At 51.1% G+C, this 18,101-nt stretch carries 15 protein-coding genes; 3 read left to right on the top strand and 12 right to left on the bottom strand.

Annotated features, from left to right (window positions below; translation table 11 throughout):
- Nucleotides 1-132 precede the first annotated feature (132 nt).
- Both KOO62_01080 and KOO62_01075 read right to left on the bottom strand, forming a co-directional pair.
- Nucleotides 133-1,332 carry an aminotransferase class V-fold PLP-dependent enzyme gene (locus KOO62_01080; protein ID MBU8932576.1) on the bottom strand — a complete coding sequence of 400 codons (1,200 nt, stop codon included), beginning with the start codon at nt 1,330-1,332 and terminating at the stop codon, nt 133-135.
- A gap of 207 nt (nt 1,333-1,539) precedes the next feature.
- Nucleotides 1,540-2,742: an HDOD domain-containing protein gene (locus KOO62_01075; GenBank protein MBU8932575.1), complete on the bottom strand. Its 1,203-nt coding sequence runs from the start codon at nt 2,740-2,742 to the stop codon at nt 1,540-1,542.
- 182 nt (nt 2,743-2,924) lie between these two features.
- Here KOO62_01075 and KOO62_01070 point away from each other — a divergent pair, with 182 nt between their 5' ends.
- The 3 genes from KOO62_01070 to KOO62_01060 all read left to right on the top strand — a co-directional run bounded on the left by KOO62_01070 (nt 2,925) and on the right by KOO62_01060 (nt 6,403).
- On the top strand, nt 2,925-3,986 hold the full coding sequence (locus tag KOO62_01070) for a thrombospondin type 3 repeat-containing protein (protein MBU8932574.1): 1,062 nt from the start codon (nt 2,925-2,927) through the stop codon (nt 3,984-3,986).
- Between the two features lie 156 nt (nt 3,987-4,142).
- Nucleotides 4,143-5,321: an ATP-binding protein gene (locus tag KOO62_01065; GenBank protein MBU8932573.1), complete on the top strand. Its 1,179-nt coding sequence runs from the start codon at nt 4,143-4,145 to the stop codon at nt 5,319-5,321.
- A gap of 44 nt (nt 5,322-5,365) precedes the next feature.
- A complete protein-coding gene (locus KOO62_01060; protein MBU8932572.1) occupies nt 5,366-6,403 on the top strand; it encodes a VWA domain-containing protein in 1,038 nt (345 codons plus the stop codon).
- 6 nt (nt 6,404-6,409) lie between these two features.
- Here the strand turns inward: KOO62_01060 and KOO62_01055 are convergent, their stop codons facing one another.
- The 10 genes from KOO62_01055 to KOO62_01010 all read right to left on the bottom strand — a co-directional run bounded on the left by KOO62_01055 (nt 6,410) and on the right by KOO62_01010 (nt 17,842).
- The gene (locus KOO62_01055; protein MBU8932571.1) at nt 6,410-7,549 is read right to left on the bottom strand and encodes a deoxyguanosinetriphosphate triphosphohydrolase; all 1,140 of its coding nucleotides are present in this window, start codon (nt 7,547-7,549) and stop codon (nt 6,410-6,412) included.
- Nucleotides 7,550-7,588: 39 nt separating this feature from the next.
- Nucleotides 7,589-8,434 carry a hypothetical protein gene (locus KOO62_01050; GenBank protein ID MBU8932570.1) on the bottom strand — a complete coding sequence of 282 codons (846 nt, stop codon included), beginning with the start codon at nt 8,432-8,434 and terminating at the stop codon, nt 7,589-7,591.
- On the bottom strand, nt 8,431-10,065 hold the full coding sequence (locus KOO62_01045) for a lamin tail domain-containing protein (GenBank protein MBU8932569.1): 1,635 nt from the start codon (nt 10,063-10,065) through the stop codon (nt 8,431-8,433). Before KOO62_01045 ends, KOO62_01050 begins: the two co-directional genes overlap by 4 nt.
- A 5-nt stretch (nt 10,066-10,070) precedes the next feature.
- The gene (locus tag KOO62_01040) at nt 10,071-11,720 is read right to left on the bottom strand and encodes a hypothetical protein (GenBank protein ID MBU8932568.1); all 1,650 of its coding nucleotides are present in this window, start codon (nt 11,718-11,720) and stop codon (nt 10,071-10,073) included.
- On the bottom strand, nt 11,720-13,138 hold the full coding sequence (locus tag KOO62_01035) for a sigma-54 dependent transcriptional regulator (protein MBU8932567.1): 1,419 nt from the start codon (nt 13,136-13,138) through the stop codon (nt 11,720-11,722). Before KOO62_01035 ends, KOO62_01040 begins: the two co-directional genes overlap by 1 nt.
- Before the next feature lie 31 nt (nt 13,139-13,169).
- Complete coding sequence (gene rnr, locus KOO62_01030; GenBank protein ID MBU8932566.1) at nt 13,170-15,386, bottom strand: ribonuclease R; 2,217 nt, start codon at nt 15,384-15,386, stop codon at nt 13,170-13,172.
- Nucleotides 15,387-15,526: 140 nt separating this feature from the next.
- Nucleotides 15,527-16,069: a Spy/CpxP family protein refolding chaperone gene (locus tag KOO62_01025; GenBank protein MBU8932565.1), complete on the bottom strand. Its 543-nt coding sequence runs from the start codon at nt 16,067-16,069 to the stop codon at nt 15,527-15,529.
- A 59-nt stretch (nt 16,070-16,128) separates the two neighbouring features.
- Nucleotides 16,129-16,740 (bottom strand): hypothetical protein, encoded by a 612-nt coding sequence (locus KOO62_01020; GenBank protein ID MBU8932564.1) that lies wholly within the window; start codon nt 16,738-16,740, stop codon nt 16,129-16,131.
- Nucleotides 16,737-17,294, bottom strand: a complete 558-nt coding sequence (locus KOO62_01015) for a hypothetical protein (GenBank protein MBU8932563.1) — start codon at nt 17,292-17,294, stop codon at nt 16,737-16,739. Before KOO62_01015 ends, KOO62_01020 begins: the two co-directional genes overlap by 4 nt.
- Nucleotides 17,291-17,842, bottom strand: coding sequence for a sigma-70 family RNA polymerase sigma factor (locus KOO62_01010; protein MBU8932562.1), 552 nt, complete (start codon nt 17,840-17,842; stop codon nt 17,291-17,293). Before KOO62_01010 ends, KOO62_01015 begins: the two co-directional genes overlap by 4 nt.
- Nucleotides 17,843-18,101: the final 259 nt, after the last annotated feature.

Raw genomic sequence — 18,101 nt, 5'->3', positions numbered from 1 at the left:
GGGTGACAGATATGTGTTGGACAGGGTGACAGATATGTGTTGGACAGGGTGACAAATATGTAGAAAACATGTCACCAGTCTATACGTGACAGCAACAAGGGGTTCTTTTGGGACAACCCCTTGCGAACTTTGTCAGGTGGATTGCACCGCGGGTCGCTTCATTGCTTTGGCCCGAGCGGCGATTTCCGTAATACCTTCAAGGGCGACATCAATATGTTGTTCAGTATTGAAAGGACCGATAGCGAATCGGACGGCTCCATGTTTTTCGATCAAGCCAAGTTGCTTATGTACCAGCGGAGCGCAATGGAGACCGGTGCGAGTCGCTATGTTGAAGTCGACATCCAGCATGATTCCGGTATCCCCGGCTTCGAGTCCATCGACATTCATGGATACGGTAGCAAGGTGGTTATCCATGTTGTTGCAACAGTATGTTGTGATGCCATCAATCTGGTGGAAGCCGTCAACGAGCTTGCGGGCAAGAGTCATTTCATGTTCGTAGATCTTCCCAATCCCACCAAACTCATCTATCCAATCCTGCCCGGCCCACAGTGATGCCACGCCAACCATGTTGGGCGTGCCATATTCCATGCGGTAAGGATACTCATCGAGGTGGTATGGGAAAGCCGAACGAACACCGGTGCCGCCGCTTCTGGAGTGACGGATTTCGAGATGCTTGCGAATACAAAGTCCTCCAATACCCGTCGAGCCCATGAGTGATTTATGACCCGTGAAAGCCAGCACGTCGACATTCATTTCTTTCATGTTAACGGGAACCATACCAGCGGTTTGGGAGGCGTCAATGGCAAATGTTACTCCAACCTCGCGACACAGGGCGCCGATCTCGGCCACCGGTTGGACTGTGCCGAGAACATTCGAGCCGTGATTAACTATGACAAGCTTGGTGCTGGATTTGATTGCTTTCCTGATGTCATCCGGGTTTACGAATCCCTGTTCGTCAAACTGTACGAAAGTAGCCTCGACTCCGCCATCTCGCACCAGGTGGTTGATTGGCCTGATAACAGAATTGTGTTCGAGATTGGTGGTTACGACGTGATCACCCGAAGACAGGAGTCCCTGGATAATCAGGTTGAGGGCATCGGTGGCGTTGAATCCGAAACAGAGTCTCTCGGGAGTATCTTCATCACCGCCAAAGAAAGTGGTCAGTCGCTTGCGAAGATCTTCGATAATGTTACCGGCTTCGATGGCTTTATCAAAACCACTGCGACCCGGATTGACCCCACAACTGCGATAGAACTCGACCATGAAATCATAGACATTGTCCGGCTTGGGCCAGGAAGTGGCGGCGTTGTCAAGATAGATCAGTTTTTCCACGAAGCTCTCCCGATGTCGATGCCGGCCGTCGGTGTTGGCGGATGCGCGGCGTCATTTCGCTATGGCAGTAACTCCGACCTAATTGTCGATGCTACCCAATACTATCCCGACAAGATAAGGGTTATGTTTGATATGTCAACCGAGATGGTAGGAATGTGGCCTGCAAACAGGCTACCCCCGTACTTCACGTTCGAACGGTCGTCAGAGTCAGGCGACGGCTCCGGTACAGAAGTATCGCAGGTTGGGGAGTTGATCGGCGACGCCGATCTTAGACAAGTACTCCATGTCGGCCACCGAGTCTTCTTCTTTACGGATGTTGTGAGTCTCGTCGTAATCGGTAGCGTAAGCCAGATGTACGGCGGCGGTGGCATTGATCATCGGGTTGGGCGCCTTTCTCGGTTCATAATGTAACGCTACTGCCTCAAGTATTGAATCGGGTAGACCCCAGAGAGAGAGAAGGTATGCTCCCAGGGTGGCATCGCATGCGCCCAATACTTCGCGCTCTGCCTGATACAGCGGAATCGATTTTTCGTCACTGAGACTTAGCGCCTGATGGTATTCTACCTGGAAATAGCTTAGCATCAACAATTTACCTACATCGTACAACATGCCCGCCAGTAGTGCGTCATCGGTCATGCGTCTATCCGAACCGAAAGCATGAGCCAGCAATCTTGCTTTGGCACCCACAATAGTGCTGCGTTTATAGATGTCTTCAATAGAGAAGCCTGGAAGATGGGGATCCTCAAATTCACCGAAAACTCCAGCCGACAGAACTAGGCTCTTGACTGTGTCCAGTCCCAATAGATTGATGGCATGCGAGATATTTTCGACCCGGCTTGATAAACCAAAGAAGGCCGAGTTCACTGTCTGGAGTAGCTTGGCCACGATTCCCACATCCTGACTTATCAGATCGGCGATCTTTGTAACATTGGCTGTATCTGATCTCAGCTCGGTAGTGAGTTCAGAATACAGCTTGGGCGGACTGGGTAAGGAACCTACTGCTGCAATTCGATAGCATATTTCTTCGTCCGAAAGTATTTGGTGCAAACCAAGCGAATTTTCCAGAGTCTTCCGAAGAGTGTCGGGCTCAAAGGGCGCTGCCACGAACTGGTGGACAAAACCTGCCGATTGCTGGATAGCTGCCTTATCCCCCTGATCGGAAACAAGAAAGCGTAGAACTCCCGGATGTCGGTCGGCTGCCTCCTTCAACAGTTCGGCCCCGTTCATTCCGGGCAACTGCATTGCGGAAACTATGATATTTTGTTCAGCCTCGTCGAGAGCTGTCAGGGCTTCATCGCTATTACTCAAGGTCTGAGTATTCCAACCTTCAGGAAGTGCCGCCAGCAATTGTTCCAGATTACCAAGCCCACCTTGATCACCCCCGACTAGAAGAACTCGATTTGTACTCAATGCTTTACCTCAGTTTCTGCCACCTTTGTACTTCATCGGCACTTCAGGGCTGTTTCTTAGCCGGAGGGAAATAGCTCCAGCACAGCCTTGTTCGAACTATCAGCGAATCTGCGCTGAACAGAAGGAGATTGCCTTACGTCTGTAGCGTGGTTATTCTGTCGCAATTACTGGCGGCATGCAACATGCTCGAATCGAAAGGAGATTCGGAAGTGGGAAAATGCACCCTGGGCCTGACAGTCGGCATCCTTTTAGCTTTCAGCTCCGGTCCGTTGGCCTCGCCACTCCCACACGATTCTCTTGTCAATCTTGTCCAGTGGACGGAGGAGAGCGGTGGTAATGGTCATTGGTACGGTATCATTGCCGAGATTATGTGGTGGGATGAAGCTGATAGTGTTGCCAGAACACTCAAGCTCGACACGTTAAATGGCTATCTTGCGACAGTAACATCCTTCGAAGAGAACATATTCATCATGGACAGCGTGATTGCCAACATTGTGAATACAACCACCTATGATGAGTACTGTCTGGGTGGTTGGGTCGAGGATGATACTGTCTGCTGGGTTACGGGCGAGGCGAGTGGATGGATTTTCTGGGCATTCGGCCAACCAGCTCCATATCTCGATGGTGGGCCAATCATGATGTGGGGCAATAGCGCTACATATCCAGGGTGGTTTGGCACGTGGGAAATCTGGTACTACCATCACGGTTTGTTCTGGTCAATAGTAGAGTTCAGCAATCTCGAAGACACTGACTCCGACAGCACTCCCAATGCCTGGGACAACTGCCCTCTGATAGCGAACCACGATCAGACCGACTTCGATTATGATGGGGTAGGGGATAATTGTGATAACTGTCCCGAGAACTATAACTCTGACCAACTGGATTCGGACCACGATGGCCTGGGAGATGTATGCGACCATATCTGGACAGCAGTAGATGACGAGCATGATGAGGAAGTGATGCCATCCGATTTTGTATTGCAGCAAAACTCACCCAACCCGTTCAACCCGGAAACTGTCATTGAATACTTAGTCCCGGTACGATCACACGTCATAATTGCCGTCTATAACTTGCTTGGCCAAAGAGTCACAGTATTAGTTGATCGGGAACTGAGTGCCGGTTATGCCAAGGTGTGTTGGGATGGTCAGGATGATTTGAACAGGGAAGTATCAAGCGGAGTATATTTCTATCGCTTGGAATCGGGATCATTTAGTCAAACCCGGAAAATGCTATTGCTCAAGTGAATATTATGTCAGCACAGAGTAGGTTGATGGTGTCGATTCTTAGCGGATCATCATTGAGCCTGCATAGCCGACTCCGTATCTACAGCGTTTGAGGTTGACAGCGATTGAATGACTACCTATCGTCCGGTACTGTCATTGTATCAGGTGGGTGGAAACATGGACCTTGAAAAGAAACCGTACTTGTTCTCTGCTGTTGTAGGGCAGGAAAAATTCAAGACAGCTTATCTCTGCAACATTGTCAATCCCAGGATAGGCGGCTTGCTCATCAGCGGTCCCAAGGGAACAGGCAAGAGTATGATTGTACACTCGGTACAGACGATCCTGCCAGAATATGAAACTGTCGACGGATGTGATTTCAATTGCGATCCGGACCGTCCTCGTCGGTTCTGCAGCCTTTGCCGTGAAAGAGACCGAATTGATCGTTCCACAAAGAAGATGAAGATTGTTAATCTTCCGCTGAGTTGCACCGAAGACCGGCTGCTTGGGAGTATAGACATCGAAAGACTACTCAAGAACGGAGAGAGGAAGGTTCTGGTCGGGCTGTTGGGCGAAGCCAATCGAAATATTCTCTATGTTGATGAAGTGAATCTTCTTCCGGATCATCTGGTTGACGACATCCTCGATGCTGCGGCTTCGCCATGGAACACGATTGAACGCGAAGGCATTTCAATTTCCCACCCCGATCAATTTATTCTTGTGGGAACCATGAACCCGGAGGAAGGGGAGCTCCGGCCACAGATACTTGATCGTTTCCCCTTGTGCATCAAGGTGGAGTCGATTCTTGATCCAGAGCAACGGGTAGAGATAGTGAAGCGGAACCTTCTCTACGAGAGCAATCCCGACAGATTCTCCGAGACATTCGAACGCGATGAAGAGGCGATCCGGGCTATCACAATCAAAGCAAAGGAGTTGTTGCCCAGGGTGGCGATGGAAGAGTCATTCCTTTTTGCAATCGCCGAAGCCTGTGCAGAATTGAAAGTAGATGGTCAGCGGCCTGACATCATTATTGTAAAGACTTGTCAGACTGTGGCCGCGCTCGACGGCCGAACCACCGTTGGGGCTGAAGATATTCTCCTCGCTGCCGAATTGGCACTATCTCATCGCACTCGCGATGGGGGGCTCTTGGAACCACCAACGCCCGAGGAAATCGGAGCTGCCTTTAGCGGTTGTCTGCAGAAGCTTGAACCGAACAAAGCTTCATCGGAAGTCACCAAGAAGTATATCAGTTCATCAGGTGAAGTTAACAAGAACGCGGACGAGTTCCTCGATCGAAGCGATGATGACATTGATACCGACGATACCTCGTCGGACGACGCACCGGTAAAAAAAAAATAGATAGCAGAGACGGCGATGTCATAAGAAGGGGCGGCAAGCAAAGGGTGAAGGCGGACCCATCCACCTCGTACGACTTTGATCCGAAGGCCGACAGACCCTCAGTCAAAATACCGTTGCCGGAACTTGAGGCGGAGCAATTGTTTTCGTCATTTGATGGTCTGTATCGGTCTGCCAAATCATCGCTATTTAGCTTTCTCAAGAAGTTTCGCAAGTCGAGGGTACGAGCCGCCCGGGGTAGTCGGCGAAGAAGCGCAGTGACTTCGATCAATACTGGCCGAAATGTGCGTCTCGTAAAATACGCTGTTGGCAAGAACCGTCTGGCGGCATTACCGACTGTGTTGAGATCAATGTCCAACGGGCGGTATGATACCGTTCGCAGAGCTGTCAGAGTGGTCGAAGACGATCTAATGGGGTGGCATCGCACGGAGTATGAGAGTCTGACGTTGATACTTCTGGTCGATGTCAGTAAATCGACCTGGCTATTTATCGAAGTATTCAAGGAAATTCTGGGATCGTTGACAGGGTACTTCCATAAGCACAATGATCGGGTTGGCTTGATTTCACTACAGGGACTCCAGGCAAAAATCTACAATCATCCAACCCATAATTTTCGGGTTGTGGCGCGAGGGCTGAGCAGGCTGAAGTTTCACGGTGAAACCCCCATAGCGGATGGACTGCTCAAATCGCTTAACATGGCGCGACTGGAGCGGAACAAAAATCCGGGCTCAAAGAGTATCGTGATCCTGTTGAGTGATTGTTACCCTGAGCCCCTCACACGCGGGTGTGAACATGTTTTCGAGGACCCAGCCTATCGAAACTCGCTTAATGCGGCCGGAACCTATCGCAAGGCCGGGCTGATGCTACTGGTGATCAATCCAGCCTTCGAATCAGAGGTCGCTACCAGACCGGGAGAGCTTCTGGCCGACAAACTAGTCAAAGCGGCGGGTGGCAAACTCATCAAGTTGTTGCGTCCCCCGGATAGAAGACATGCCCGTCCCTCAAGGGAAGAGATGGATCGAATATTGCAGGGAATTGAGTCTACTCTTATGCGACAACAGGGTCCCGATACTCCGATGCAGTAGGTTTTTTCACCGAGTTATTCGGCGGTACATCTCACGGGCGAAGCGGTCGGTCATGCCGGCTATGTAATCAGCTATTACCGTCTCCGGACGTTGGGTCAGCAACATCTCCTGAAATCGTAGCGGCATCAGATTGTTGTCGTCCAGCAAAGCACCAAAGATTGTCCTCAGAATCGTGTGTGCCTGGTCTGTCATCTCTTTCAAGTGCGGGTGCCGGTATAGTTTGACCGACAAGAAGGTTTTGATTTGCGACACCAATTGTGCAGTATCTTCAGAATAACAGGCTACCTTCTCTGGACACGAACGCACAGAAGCCAAGTCGGAGATTTGTAAACGATCAATTCGGTGCCGGGATTCGTTCAGAACATCGGTGACCATCAAATTGATCATGTGCCGTACCAGCGCATATCGCCTCTGGTCGGGCTCCAGATTGGTAAACTCGCCATCATTATCAAAGGCGATTTCCGGCCAGAAAGAAGCTGTCTGAACCATTTCGGGCGTGAGAATGCCAGATGACAATCCATCATCGATGTCGTGTGCATTGTATGCTATCTCGTCGGCAATATCGACAAGCGAAGCTTCCAGGCTCGGCTGAAGGTTGGCCGCAAATTCCGGCAGTTCGATACTGACCGAAGTTTCATGCATCGCGATTCCTTCTCGAACTTCATAGCTCAGGTTCAGTCCGGGGTGATCCGGGTAGCGTTGTTCGAGGAGATCGACGATGCGCAGCGACTGTCGATTATGATTGAAACCAGATTTTTTAGACATAAGATCATTGAGGACATCTTCTCCGCCGTGACCGAAGGGAGTATGTCCCAGATCATGCGCGAGGGCAATCGCCTCGGTGAGGTCTTCATTGAGACCGAGATTGCGGGCCAGGGTGCGGGCAATCTGTGCCACTTCAATGGTGTGGGTCAGGCGGGTGCGGTAATGATCGGTCTCGTGCGGAATGAAGACCTGGGTCTTGTATTCCAGTCGACGAAACGCAGCCGAATGAACAATGCGATCTCGGTCCCGCTGAAAGGCCGTACGCAACGGATGCTCCCGGGCAGGATAGGTACGACCCCGCGACTGAGCTGCTTTGACGGCACACGGAGCCAGAGAGTCAAGCTCGTATTGTTCAATATTCTTTCGCGTTCGGAGTGTCATGTCAGAATTCTGTCTCCATAAATACTTAGACTCGGGTGTTCAGTCACTTGCCTTTAGGGTATCATCTCGCCAACAGTATGATAAGGAAACGCAATGTGTAAAGCCAAGGGTTGGATAATACGACAGGTAATAACCGATCCGACCGTTTGTGATTGATACTTCCAGCCCTCCGGCACCGGTTAAGGGTTTCGATGAGAATGACCAGAGCAAGGAAGCTCGCGTTGAGACATCAATATTCTGGCCGATGCTGAACCGAGGTTTGTGTTCTTCTTCGAAAAGCGCCCCGACAACAATCGAGAATGACCCCCTCCCGATCATTTCCGCCGCCGCTCGATATTGAGGTCTGATCGCCGGACTTCCAACTTGCAGAACCGGTGAGGTTAGATTATCTGCCGCAAGAGCAAGTATTACGCGGTGCCGTCGATATGACACCGACGCGCCAAGCGTTGATGCGCTCAATCCTGAATATCCGCCGCCGAAGTCCAACGATTGGTGTGACCAGGTTGCTCCAATTCCTGCTTTGCCGAAATGATATGCCGCTGCAAGTTTGAATGTCTTTTCGGTGTACAGTTCACTTTGTCCGAATTGCGAGAAGCCGCCGACAGCTGTAAATTGTCCCCAACGATAGCCGCCGGCAATCAAGGCTTCATCCAGGTCCTTCAGTTCGAAACGCCTGAGCAATCCCAACTCCAATATCGCTGTGCCGCTAGTGATTCCAATTGAGGGAAACTGCAGAAGGGACGATGAGGATAGGTCAGATAGTACCACACCCTGTCCCAATCCTACTGCACGAGGAGTAGGAAGCTCCATCGCCGCCGCCGGAGCAACCACCCAGCACAGAGCAAATGCGCAAATGAACTTCAAGAACCGGCCACGCATAATCATCGAGCAATGACCACCGTTTCCTTGACGGACTCGCCGCCGATTACTTCGAGATACACGATGTAAATCCCAATTGGCAAGCGTTCACCACTGTTGTTGCGGCCGTCCCATTCATTCTCGTCGCGGACCCGCTCGAAATCGAACACGACCCGACCCTGTACATCAAATATCTTCATTTCGTATTCTTGATCCGACGGAGCTTCAACGTCGATTATGACTGTCTCATCAATGCCGTCCCCGTCCGGTGAAAAGACTCTCGGCTCAATCATAATGCCAACTCTGTTCCCGGTAGGGCCAAAGTAAATGTCATTGACTTCGCCGGGCGTTCCACCACGGTTCTCAGCGGAACTCCATTCAGGGTCCAGAATGGTTTGTTCATCGCGGGACCAGGTGTAATTGTTGTCAAAGGTCCGATGATACGAAAACCGATCAAGCACAAAGCCGAACTGGTCTATAAGGCGAACGATATCCGGTGTGCTGTTGTTGAAGGTAGCCCAACTCGGTGGTTCAATAACGATGCCGTCGAATAGTGGATAGTAGTCTAGAAACTCTGCCGTGTCATGCGCCAGAACAACATACTCACCGGGCAAGACATCATATGGTTCCGTCGTTATCTGTCGCAGTGCGACCGAATCACCAAATTGACAGCCGAATAAGTCGATATTCGTTTCACTACGATTGAGAATCTCGATCCACTCGCATTGGAAACCGTTAGTTGGATTGGCTAGAACCTCAGTCAGGATTAGCGGCGGGAACTCAACCCCGGGCAGGATGATTTCAATCCGGTTGTTGGACAGGCAATCATCGTCGGAGAGTGTCGCTTCGACAACAGTATAAGTTCCGCTCAATGATAACGTGCGTTCCATTGCTACTAATTCGCCGGGAGGTATTGCCTCAACAAATATGACCTCAAGGGTGTCGGGTACAAGGCCCTCTGATTCAAAGCCGATGTCAACCAGATGGAGAGTAGCTTCGGTAACAGTATTCGTACCGGCGTTGAAGATTGTAAGGATGAAAGTCGCTCCGCTTGGCTTTGGTTGAACCTTCACAACGCCAATATCCAAATCTCTGGCGACTGGGGTCACGGAGTTGATCTCTCCGGGGGTTGATCCTCGAATGTCAGCGGACTGATGGATATCATCTGAAGTTGAATGTATTCGCTCCCATGAATATCCATCCGCGCCGGATTCACTCCAGACCAATTGTGAGATAAGCTGATCTGTCGCATCATATAGTTCGACACTACCCGCCGAATTTGTAAGCGAGAATGAAGCCTCAACTGGCTCCGGCAAGATCATCTCAAAATCAGTATCACCCCAGAAACCGGAGTTGTCTCCCCATTCCTTTTCGAATCCCGGAGAGCCGCCCTCGGTAAACAGTCTCCGGCAGATAACCAGAAATCCTTTGGCATCGATCGTTCCAACTTCATCCAGATAAATGGACTTGATCCCTACCTGCAACCGATAGCCGTCAAGCAAAGCTGATTCATCGGCATCGTTGTAGAGCTCTATCCATTCCAACGTAACCGATCCGCCCGGTTCGTTGGCCAACACTTCGTTTACAACGACTTCGGCGCGGAGGTATGGAGCCAGCATGCAAATGCCAATTACTATGTACAGAAACATATTGTTCATGCGAATCACCATACCATAGCCGTTACTTCCATTGCGACAGTTGTTTCATGCCGACTGAGTGGTTGTCGTCGATAGCTATGACTGAGTTTAATTGCCGCCGAAACATCGGAGAGAATCTCCTGCTGACTACTGATATAACCGTACCAGTAATCGATACATTTCTCTCGTGTATTCCATCGTCCCAGGTTCGACCACAACTCCACATGTCCGAGTCCTTCAACAGAGGTACCAATTCTCAGGAAGGCCGAAAGATAGTCTGATCGGCCGGTCTTCGTATGATAACAAAAGTAACTCTTAAGCGACAGCTTTCCCGAGCGGAACCTGCCCTCCAGCCGTGTGCGTCGGTCGACAGTTTCGGTTGAATTGGATGGCGAAACTCTCCTGGACAATTTGCTCAGAAAGTCGAGGCGAAGTGACAAACCGGACTCTAATTGGGAGATTATACCACTGAGGAATTGGACAGTCATTGAGTCTCTACTCAGCGCTGATCCGACAAACGAATTAACTAATTCGAGTTGAGGAGTAATCTGGACAATCGTCTTGAACATACCCCCCACGGCGCCTCTTCTCCGGCTGGAAAAACCGAACTCTATTGAATCCAGACTGTCGCGACTACTGACGCTTCCGGTTTTGCTGCCTGAGGTGAGATCAAGATATTCGTCGTCGTACGCCCAGGCCGCGTAGCGGATGTCGGCTTGCCGGAATCGATGTCGCCCTTCCAGCGATGCGCCACAGAATCCATCACGTTCACCGGATTGATGCGTGATCTCCATTACCGCGTGACCCTCGGCATACCCCAGGCGCGAGAAAAAACCGAGTTTGAGATCGTGTACTGTCTTCTCGGAGACACGATTGGTCATCCGGTTCGACCCGACAATGCCTGCCAATTCAAGACCCCTGATTTGTCGGGAAACCATGGCAGCCATAGTTGATAGACGGTGCTGGTCATCGCGAACAATCGAACCCATCGACTGCACCGCCCATGATCGGCCCGGTCTCAGGTGGATGTACACTCCGTTAGCTCCACCGTAGTCGGGAATTACCAGCGATTCACCGTCGATACGATCCGACCGGTCAAGCAATCGTCCCCGATAACCTGCGATATTTCCCAGCCCGAGCCGTTTGGTATAACTCCCTAACTTGAGTTCGGCCAGTGCCTTTTCTGGCGCACGATAGTAAACAGATCGTGCTGTCACTCTTTCCCGGCCACTGTATTCCTTCCTTATATCCATGGTGGCCATCAGATTATCAGTGATCTGTATTGTGGCCAACGAGCGGTATCGTGCCGGTCCATCGGTCTGAAGTTTCTGATGATAAGCGTATTTCAATTTGACTCGCCATGCATGTCGAAGCCGGACTTTCTCCACGAAGGCCTGCTCTTGTTCCTGCTGAAGATGAGTGCGGCGCTCAAGAGTATCACTTAGGAAGAATGAGAGGTTGGGGACACGATCGAGGAGGTGGGCGTCGGTCGAGTCAATGCCGTGAACGATAATCTCCTTGAGGATAAGAAACTCGGTAAAACTGATCTCGCCGAGTTCCAGAGCTTCGAACAATTCGTCTTCAGAGGCATAAACGGCGGTTGATAATTGTTGTGCAACCGAGATTGTAGCCCAATGCAGAAGAACAAGAATGATCAGCCCCGCAATACGTATCATCAGCGAAGGTCGTATTTTTTCAGCTTACGGTACAGGGTGCGCTCTCCGATACCGAGACGACGCGCCGTCTCTTTACGATTCCCGTGGGTTTCATCAAGAACCTGCCTGATGAGCATTTCCTCCATCTGCTCCATTGTGTTTCCGCGCTCGGGACTGCTCGGCACCGCGCCCGACGCTCGCAATTCCTGGTTACCCGGCATATGCGCGGTGATCAGATCGCGTAGAAGGCGAACTTCATTTCCGAGTTGCATGATGGCCCGGTAGATCAATTCCTGACCCGCCTCCTCAACCGTTCGACCGGTTGATACCGGAAGATTGTCTCTCTGCGCATGTTGTTCCTCAAGGAAACTCTCAACATCATCGGTCTCAATCAGGCCTGTCGGTTTAAGAGCGATCATACGGTCAGTGAAATTTTTCAGTTGGCGAATATTACCCGGCCAGTCGTACTTGATCAGCAGGTCCAGTGCGGCGTCGGAGTATTGCATCTCGGGATACCCCACCCAGAAGTGAGCCAACAACGGCTGGATATCACCTTTGCGTTCAAGCAACGGCGGGAGCACGATCTTGACCACGCCGATGCGGAAATACAAGTCCTCGCGGAACGACCGTTCGGCTATGGCTGCTGCCAGATCCCTGTTGGTAGCGGCCACGACCCGCACATCAGCCCGACGAGCGGTCGATGATCCAACCGGATAATAGGTGCCATCCTCAAGGACACGCAGGAGCTTCACTTGCATGTCAGGTTTGGTCTCGCCGATTTCGTCGAGGAACATCGTTCCCCCGCTGGCCTTGTGAAAAAGCCCTTCCCGTTTCGACACCGAACCGGTGAAAGCTCCCCGCTCGTGACCGAACAGCTCCGATTCCAATAGACCCTCGGCGAGGGCGCCACAATTGATGGCCACAAACGGCTTTCCCTGTCGTTCGGAATAGCGATGTAGTGCTTTAGCTACCAGCTCTTTTCCGGACCCTGATGGTCCTTCCACCAGGATCGGTATATCAGTAATGGCGACGCGCTCGATTGTCTCCGCGATGGCTTTCATACGTGCTGAACGGCCGACCATTTCGTATTGTTCCAGAAGGTCTTTTGAGTGCAGTATCTGTTTGAGCTTCTGCGCGATCTTTGTCTGTCCCAGACTGCGGGGGAGAAGGCCGTCGATATAGTCGGTTTCGTAATTCTCGTAATAATCATCGCCCGTCAACAACCACATCTCCATCTGACCATTGTAGCGGCGGAGCTTGGTCGCCACAGACGGTTTCAGTTCGATCCTCGTATCATCGATCAAAATAACATCAACCTGACTCTCTCTGGCGATCTGGTACAACTCAGACAGTTCTTCCACCACGAAACCAATACTGGTCCAGTCGATCGGTTCGACTTCTTCTCGTTTCGGATCGATCAGAATTAAAGTACGATTCATGATATTCGGCATTTATTATTATCCAGAGTGTTTACTTTCGTCTTCGATAGCGTGTCTGTGGAGCTTTCCTGCCCGTTCGACCGTGTCCCTTAGAAGAGGCTCGTTTCCTGGGAGGTTTGTCATCAACTACGAACAAATCTATCTCATGATTATCAGTGTCTACCTTGGTAATACCAACCCGTAGTCGGTCGCCGAGACGGAAAGTCCGTCCGGAGTTTCGTCCCACCAGCCGTGATTGCTGTTCGTCATGGCGGTAGTAGTCGTCATCCACGTTTGAAATCCGCACTAATCCCTCTGCACCGACACCGTCAAGCCGCACAAAAAATCCAAAGCTCATTACACCAGCCACAATACCGTCAAACTCGTCGCCGACATGGCGTGCCATATACTGAACCTGTTTGACCTTCACTGCCCTTCGCTCGGCTTTCTCGGCTGTGCGCTCAGTCTCGGAGCAGTGAGTGCCGACATGGTCAATCACGCTGGAAATCCGTTTTGCAAAAGATGATTCGTAACGGCCATTCTTCCGCGCCCGGAGAAGACGATGGATCAGCAAATCAGGATATCGTCGAATGGGCGATGTAAAATGAGCATAGTGAGTGAAAGCCAATCCGAAGTGGCCGATATTCTCACGCTGGTAAACTGCCTTCTGCATCGAACGTAGTAGCAGTTCATTGATAAATTCTTCTTCTGGAACTCCCTTGACCTTCTCAAGAAACCGGGCTAGTTGGATAGGACGAATCGTGTCTGAAACCGGAAACGAGTATCCCAGTTTAGTCATCATCGATGAGAAAGCTTCGAGCTTCTCAAGGTCCGGTCGTCCGTGAACACGGTACAACAACTGCAACCCGTTGCGAAACAATTCAAGCGCCACTGCCTGGTTGGCCGCTAGCATAAACTCCTCGACCAGACGATGCGATTCCAGACGAACACGATTGCCAAGCTCGATTACATCGCCGTCGTCATCGAGAATGATCTTAGCCTCGGGTAAATCGAAATCAAGTGAGCCTTCGCCGAATCGTTTCCGACTAAGGATCGCGGCCAGTTTCTTAGCCAGGGTCAGACTGTCAGCTATATGACTAAGCCGAGATGCTGCTGTTCCTTGCGGAAGGCCATTATCAAAGAAGTCCTGAACGTCCTCGTATGACAATTTGGCGCATGACTTGATCAGCGTGTCGGCTACTTTCCACGAGACCATCTTGCCCTTTTTGTCGAAATCGATCAGAACCGAGTGGGCGAGTCGTTTCCGGTTGGGGCGAAGAGAGCAGACATCGTTAGACAGAACTTCCGGCAGCATCGGAATCACCATACCCGGCAAATAGACCGAGTTACCCCGATGAAATGCCTCCTTGTCCAGGGCTGTTCCCGGTTCAACCCAAAAAGAAACGTCGGCGATATGAACGCCGAGACGATAACCATTCGGAGTTTCTTCCACTGATACGGCGTCATCATGATCCTTGGCATCGGCCGGGTCAATAGTATAAACACAGTCAGCGGTAAGATCGAGGCGATGGGTCATCTCGTCAGTTATGTCTCTTGCTGTGACTCTTTCTGCGGCGTTGATGATCTCGTCGGGGAATTCTTCCGGCAGATTGAAGCTCTTGATTACGGTCAGCATGTCCACGCCCGGATCGCCGACGAACCCAAGTACTTCTGTGATTTCCCCGATGGGATTAAGCGCGGGATCGTTCCATTCGGTGATAACACAGACAACCTTCTGACCTTCGAGGATGCCGGTAGTTTGCTCGGCCGGGATGTAAATATCGCGATGTATGCGGACGTTGTCGGGCGAGACATAAGCAAAATGTTGTCCCAGCCGGAACACACCCACGATATTGCGTTGCGCCCGTTCGACGATCTTGACAACTGTACCAGTACGACGATCACCGAGCGACCGAGAAACTTGTGTCCCCGTCAGACGGACCATCACGCGGTCGCCAATAAGCGCCGTGGACAGAGCATGGGCGGGAATCAGGATGTCTTTCTCCTCTCCCTCCTGAGGCACAAAGCCAAGCCCTCCACGGGTAATGCTGATTTCTCCGACCACGATATCCATCTGCTGCGCCAATCCAATACGGCCGCGTTTGAGTTTGACCAGTTCGCCGGAGGCGAGCAGACTCTTTATCACCTGGCGAAACTCCGGGTAGCGAGGACGAGGGATATCCAGCGCCCGGGCCAGTTCTTTAGGTTTCATCGGTTGGTCGGATTTCTGGCGGATGAAGGCCACGATTTGATCTGGTGTGAAATTCATGAAAGGAAACGTAGTTGCCTGGTCACGACAAGTCAAGCAGATATGGCGCATTTGTGCCGTTATGGCAGAGGATAGACAAAAAACCGCCGGATGTTTCCACCCGGCGGTTATGACAGAATCGTAATGATCAGCTAACAGATCTACCGACCGTGCCGGCCATCACGGAATGATTTCCGGCGACCGTCACCTTTACCTTCGAAACGTTGTCCACGGCGGTCCTGACGTAGTTCTTTCAGCTTGTCCTGCTGCTCGTCGGTGAGAAATCCCAGGCATTGTTGGCGCTGAAGGTACTTAGCCTTGGAGATCTCAAACTTTGCCTGCGATGCCTTTTCCATAGCCCTGAGAACTTCCGACTCAGGGGCATCGTCGGTCATTAGAGCCTTCACCTGAAGATTGGTTTTCTTCGCGGTGGCGTGCAGGTCCACCATTGCCATCTTGTGTTCCAGTGAGAGCGTTTTGATCTTCTCTTGCTGGTCATCAGTCAGCCCGATTTCATCGGCGAACATCAACAGTTTGCTCATGCCCTGATTCGGTCCCTTTCCATGATGCGGTCCTGCACATTGGGGATGTTGACCCATTTGCATCTGACCACCACCATGACCTTTCCCGTGAAAGCCGGACTGAGCTAATGCGGCTGTGGCCAGGAGTGCCAACGCCATTGTCACAACTAATGTCTTCTTCATAACAACCTCCTTAATTAAGTTATTCTGTTTCATTTGTTATTCATCGCATTTTTCATTTTCTACCAGCCACCATGTCCACCGCGGCTGGGGCGATCATGAAATGCCTTCACATCCTCAATCAGAGCTTGCTCAAATCGTTCCTGGAAGATGACCAGCTTGCCGAGTTGCCGGGCATCCAGAAGTTCTCGAGCCTTCTCTATAAACGTCTTATCCTGTATTCGTCGTTCGACAGCGAGTTTTTCAAGGTTAGCGATGAACTCATAGATATTCTTCGGGGCCAAAGAATTATCTTTAAGTCCGGTCGCCAGTTGGTCAATGATCTCAACACGAGCGCGATGGATACCGCGCAGTCCCTTGCGAAATTGTCTGAAAGCTACAATGAATTGTGTCTCCTGATCGGGGGAGAGGTCGAGCAACTCCAACAGTTTCAGCAGACGTAACTGTTCGATATGTTTGCGGCGTTGGCGCGGTTTGTGATTCTGAACTGGAGATGTTGATTCATCGACCTGGGCCAGATAGCAATCATGGTCGGGCCAGGCGTCAATCTGTTTTTCGGAATTCCGCTCAGGGGAAGAAACAGTTTCATCCGCCACTGCATTTGCTCCCGGCCACGCGAGCATTACCACCGCTGCCAGAATTATGATTGAAATGAGTCTGCCATTGCGTATCACAATAGTTCTCCCATGTCCAGATTATCTTTAAGGTACTCAAATTCTTCATCAGAAAGATCGTCCAGCAAAGCTTCGTCGGGGGTTACGACATCGCTGGAGGCATAGTCGCTCAGAAGCAGCTCAAGAGTCGCGGCGTCCATCCCACTGGTGTCGTCATAACCACTCGGGTAGTAATCATCGTTAAAGATGTCAGAGATCGTAATATCGCTCGACCAGTCGTCAGAAATGGGCCGGTCGGGAAGTTGCGAAACACCAAGCAACAGCAATAGCGAAGCCGCCACCGGCAGCACCATTCGGGCTATGCGATAGAACGGTGTGATGACCGCCGGAGTCGAAGCATCGATCTCCCGCATGACGCCCTCGGTCAGTTCGTCAATCTCATGGGTCTCGAGATAAAAGACTTCATCGGTCCCCAGTTGCAGCTGCAGTTGTTCCAGTTCGTTCCAAAGATCTCGGCAACCCTCACACTGAGAAATGTGTGCTTCGATGTCCGGAGGCAATGTCTTCTGTCCCAGTCGCTCGTACAATTGCTCTTGGATGTTCCGGCAACTCATGACCGCCATCCTTTCTCGACAGCCCACTGACGCAGTTTGATTACTGCCTGGCGATAATGGGTTTTGACCGTTCCGACGGCACGACCCGTAGTTTGTGAAATCTCGTCGAAAGTCAGTTGTTTGTAGAAACGAAGATCAAACACTACTCGTTGCCCGGGGGGAAGTTGCAGCATGAACTCCCGTATGTCGTTCTGTAATTCTTTGCGAGCTAATTGGGATTCGGGGGTCGATGATGTTGTCGGTTCAATTTCAAGCTGGGTCTCGTGGGATGACGGTCGATTCAGCAAATTGAGAGTCTTATTAGTGGCAATCCGATACAGCCAGCTGCCAAACGCGCTTTCGCCGCGAAAAGAGGACAGCTTCTCCCAGGCGGTTATAAATGTTTCCTGGGCCAGGTCTTTCGCCGTCTCGCGATCGCCGGTCATCCGATATGTCAGGGCTACAATGTCGTTCATTTTGAGTCGCACCAATTCAGAAAACGCCTCTTGGTCACCATGTTGGGCTTGATCCACAAGCCGGGTGATTGTCTCGTTGTTTGCTTTCTCCATTCATCTAATTTCCGTCAATAAGACAGGCTTATCCAGAAAAAGATTAATACCGGGGAAGTGGTTTGTGGGAATGGAGGAGGAGTCGTCAGGCACATCTCATGCACTGGCCAGCGGCTAGTCTCCCGCCAATCGTCATCCCGAGCGGAGTCGAGGGGTGACAAGATTCAATAAAATCACCATGCTTCGACTCCGCTCAGCAAGACGAATATCAGGCTTTTGTCGGGTTTCATAGCGAGTATGAGCAACAAGATTGTCAAAA

It is taken from the genome of Candidatus Zixiibacteriota bacterium, from assembly GCA_019038695.1.
Taxonomy (GTDB): Bacteria; Zixibacteria; MSB-5A5; order GN15; family FEB-12; genus B120-G9.
Note: the sequence above shows the minus strand (reverse complement) of the source record. Positions and strands in the feature narration are given on the sequence as shown.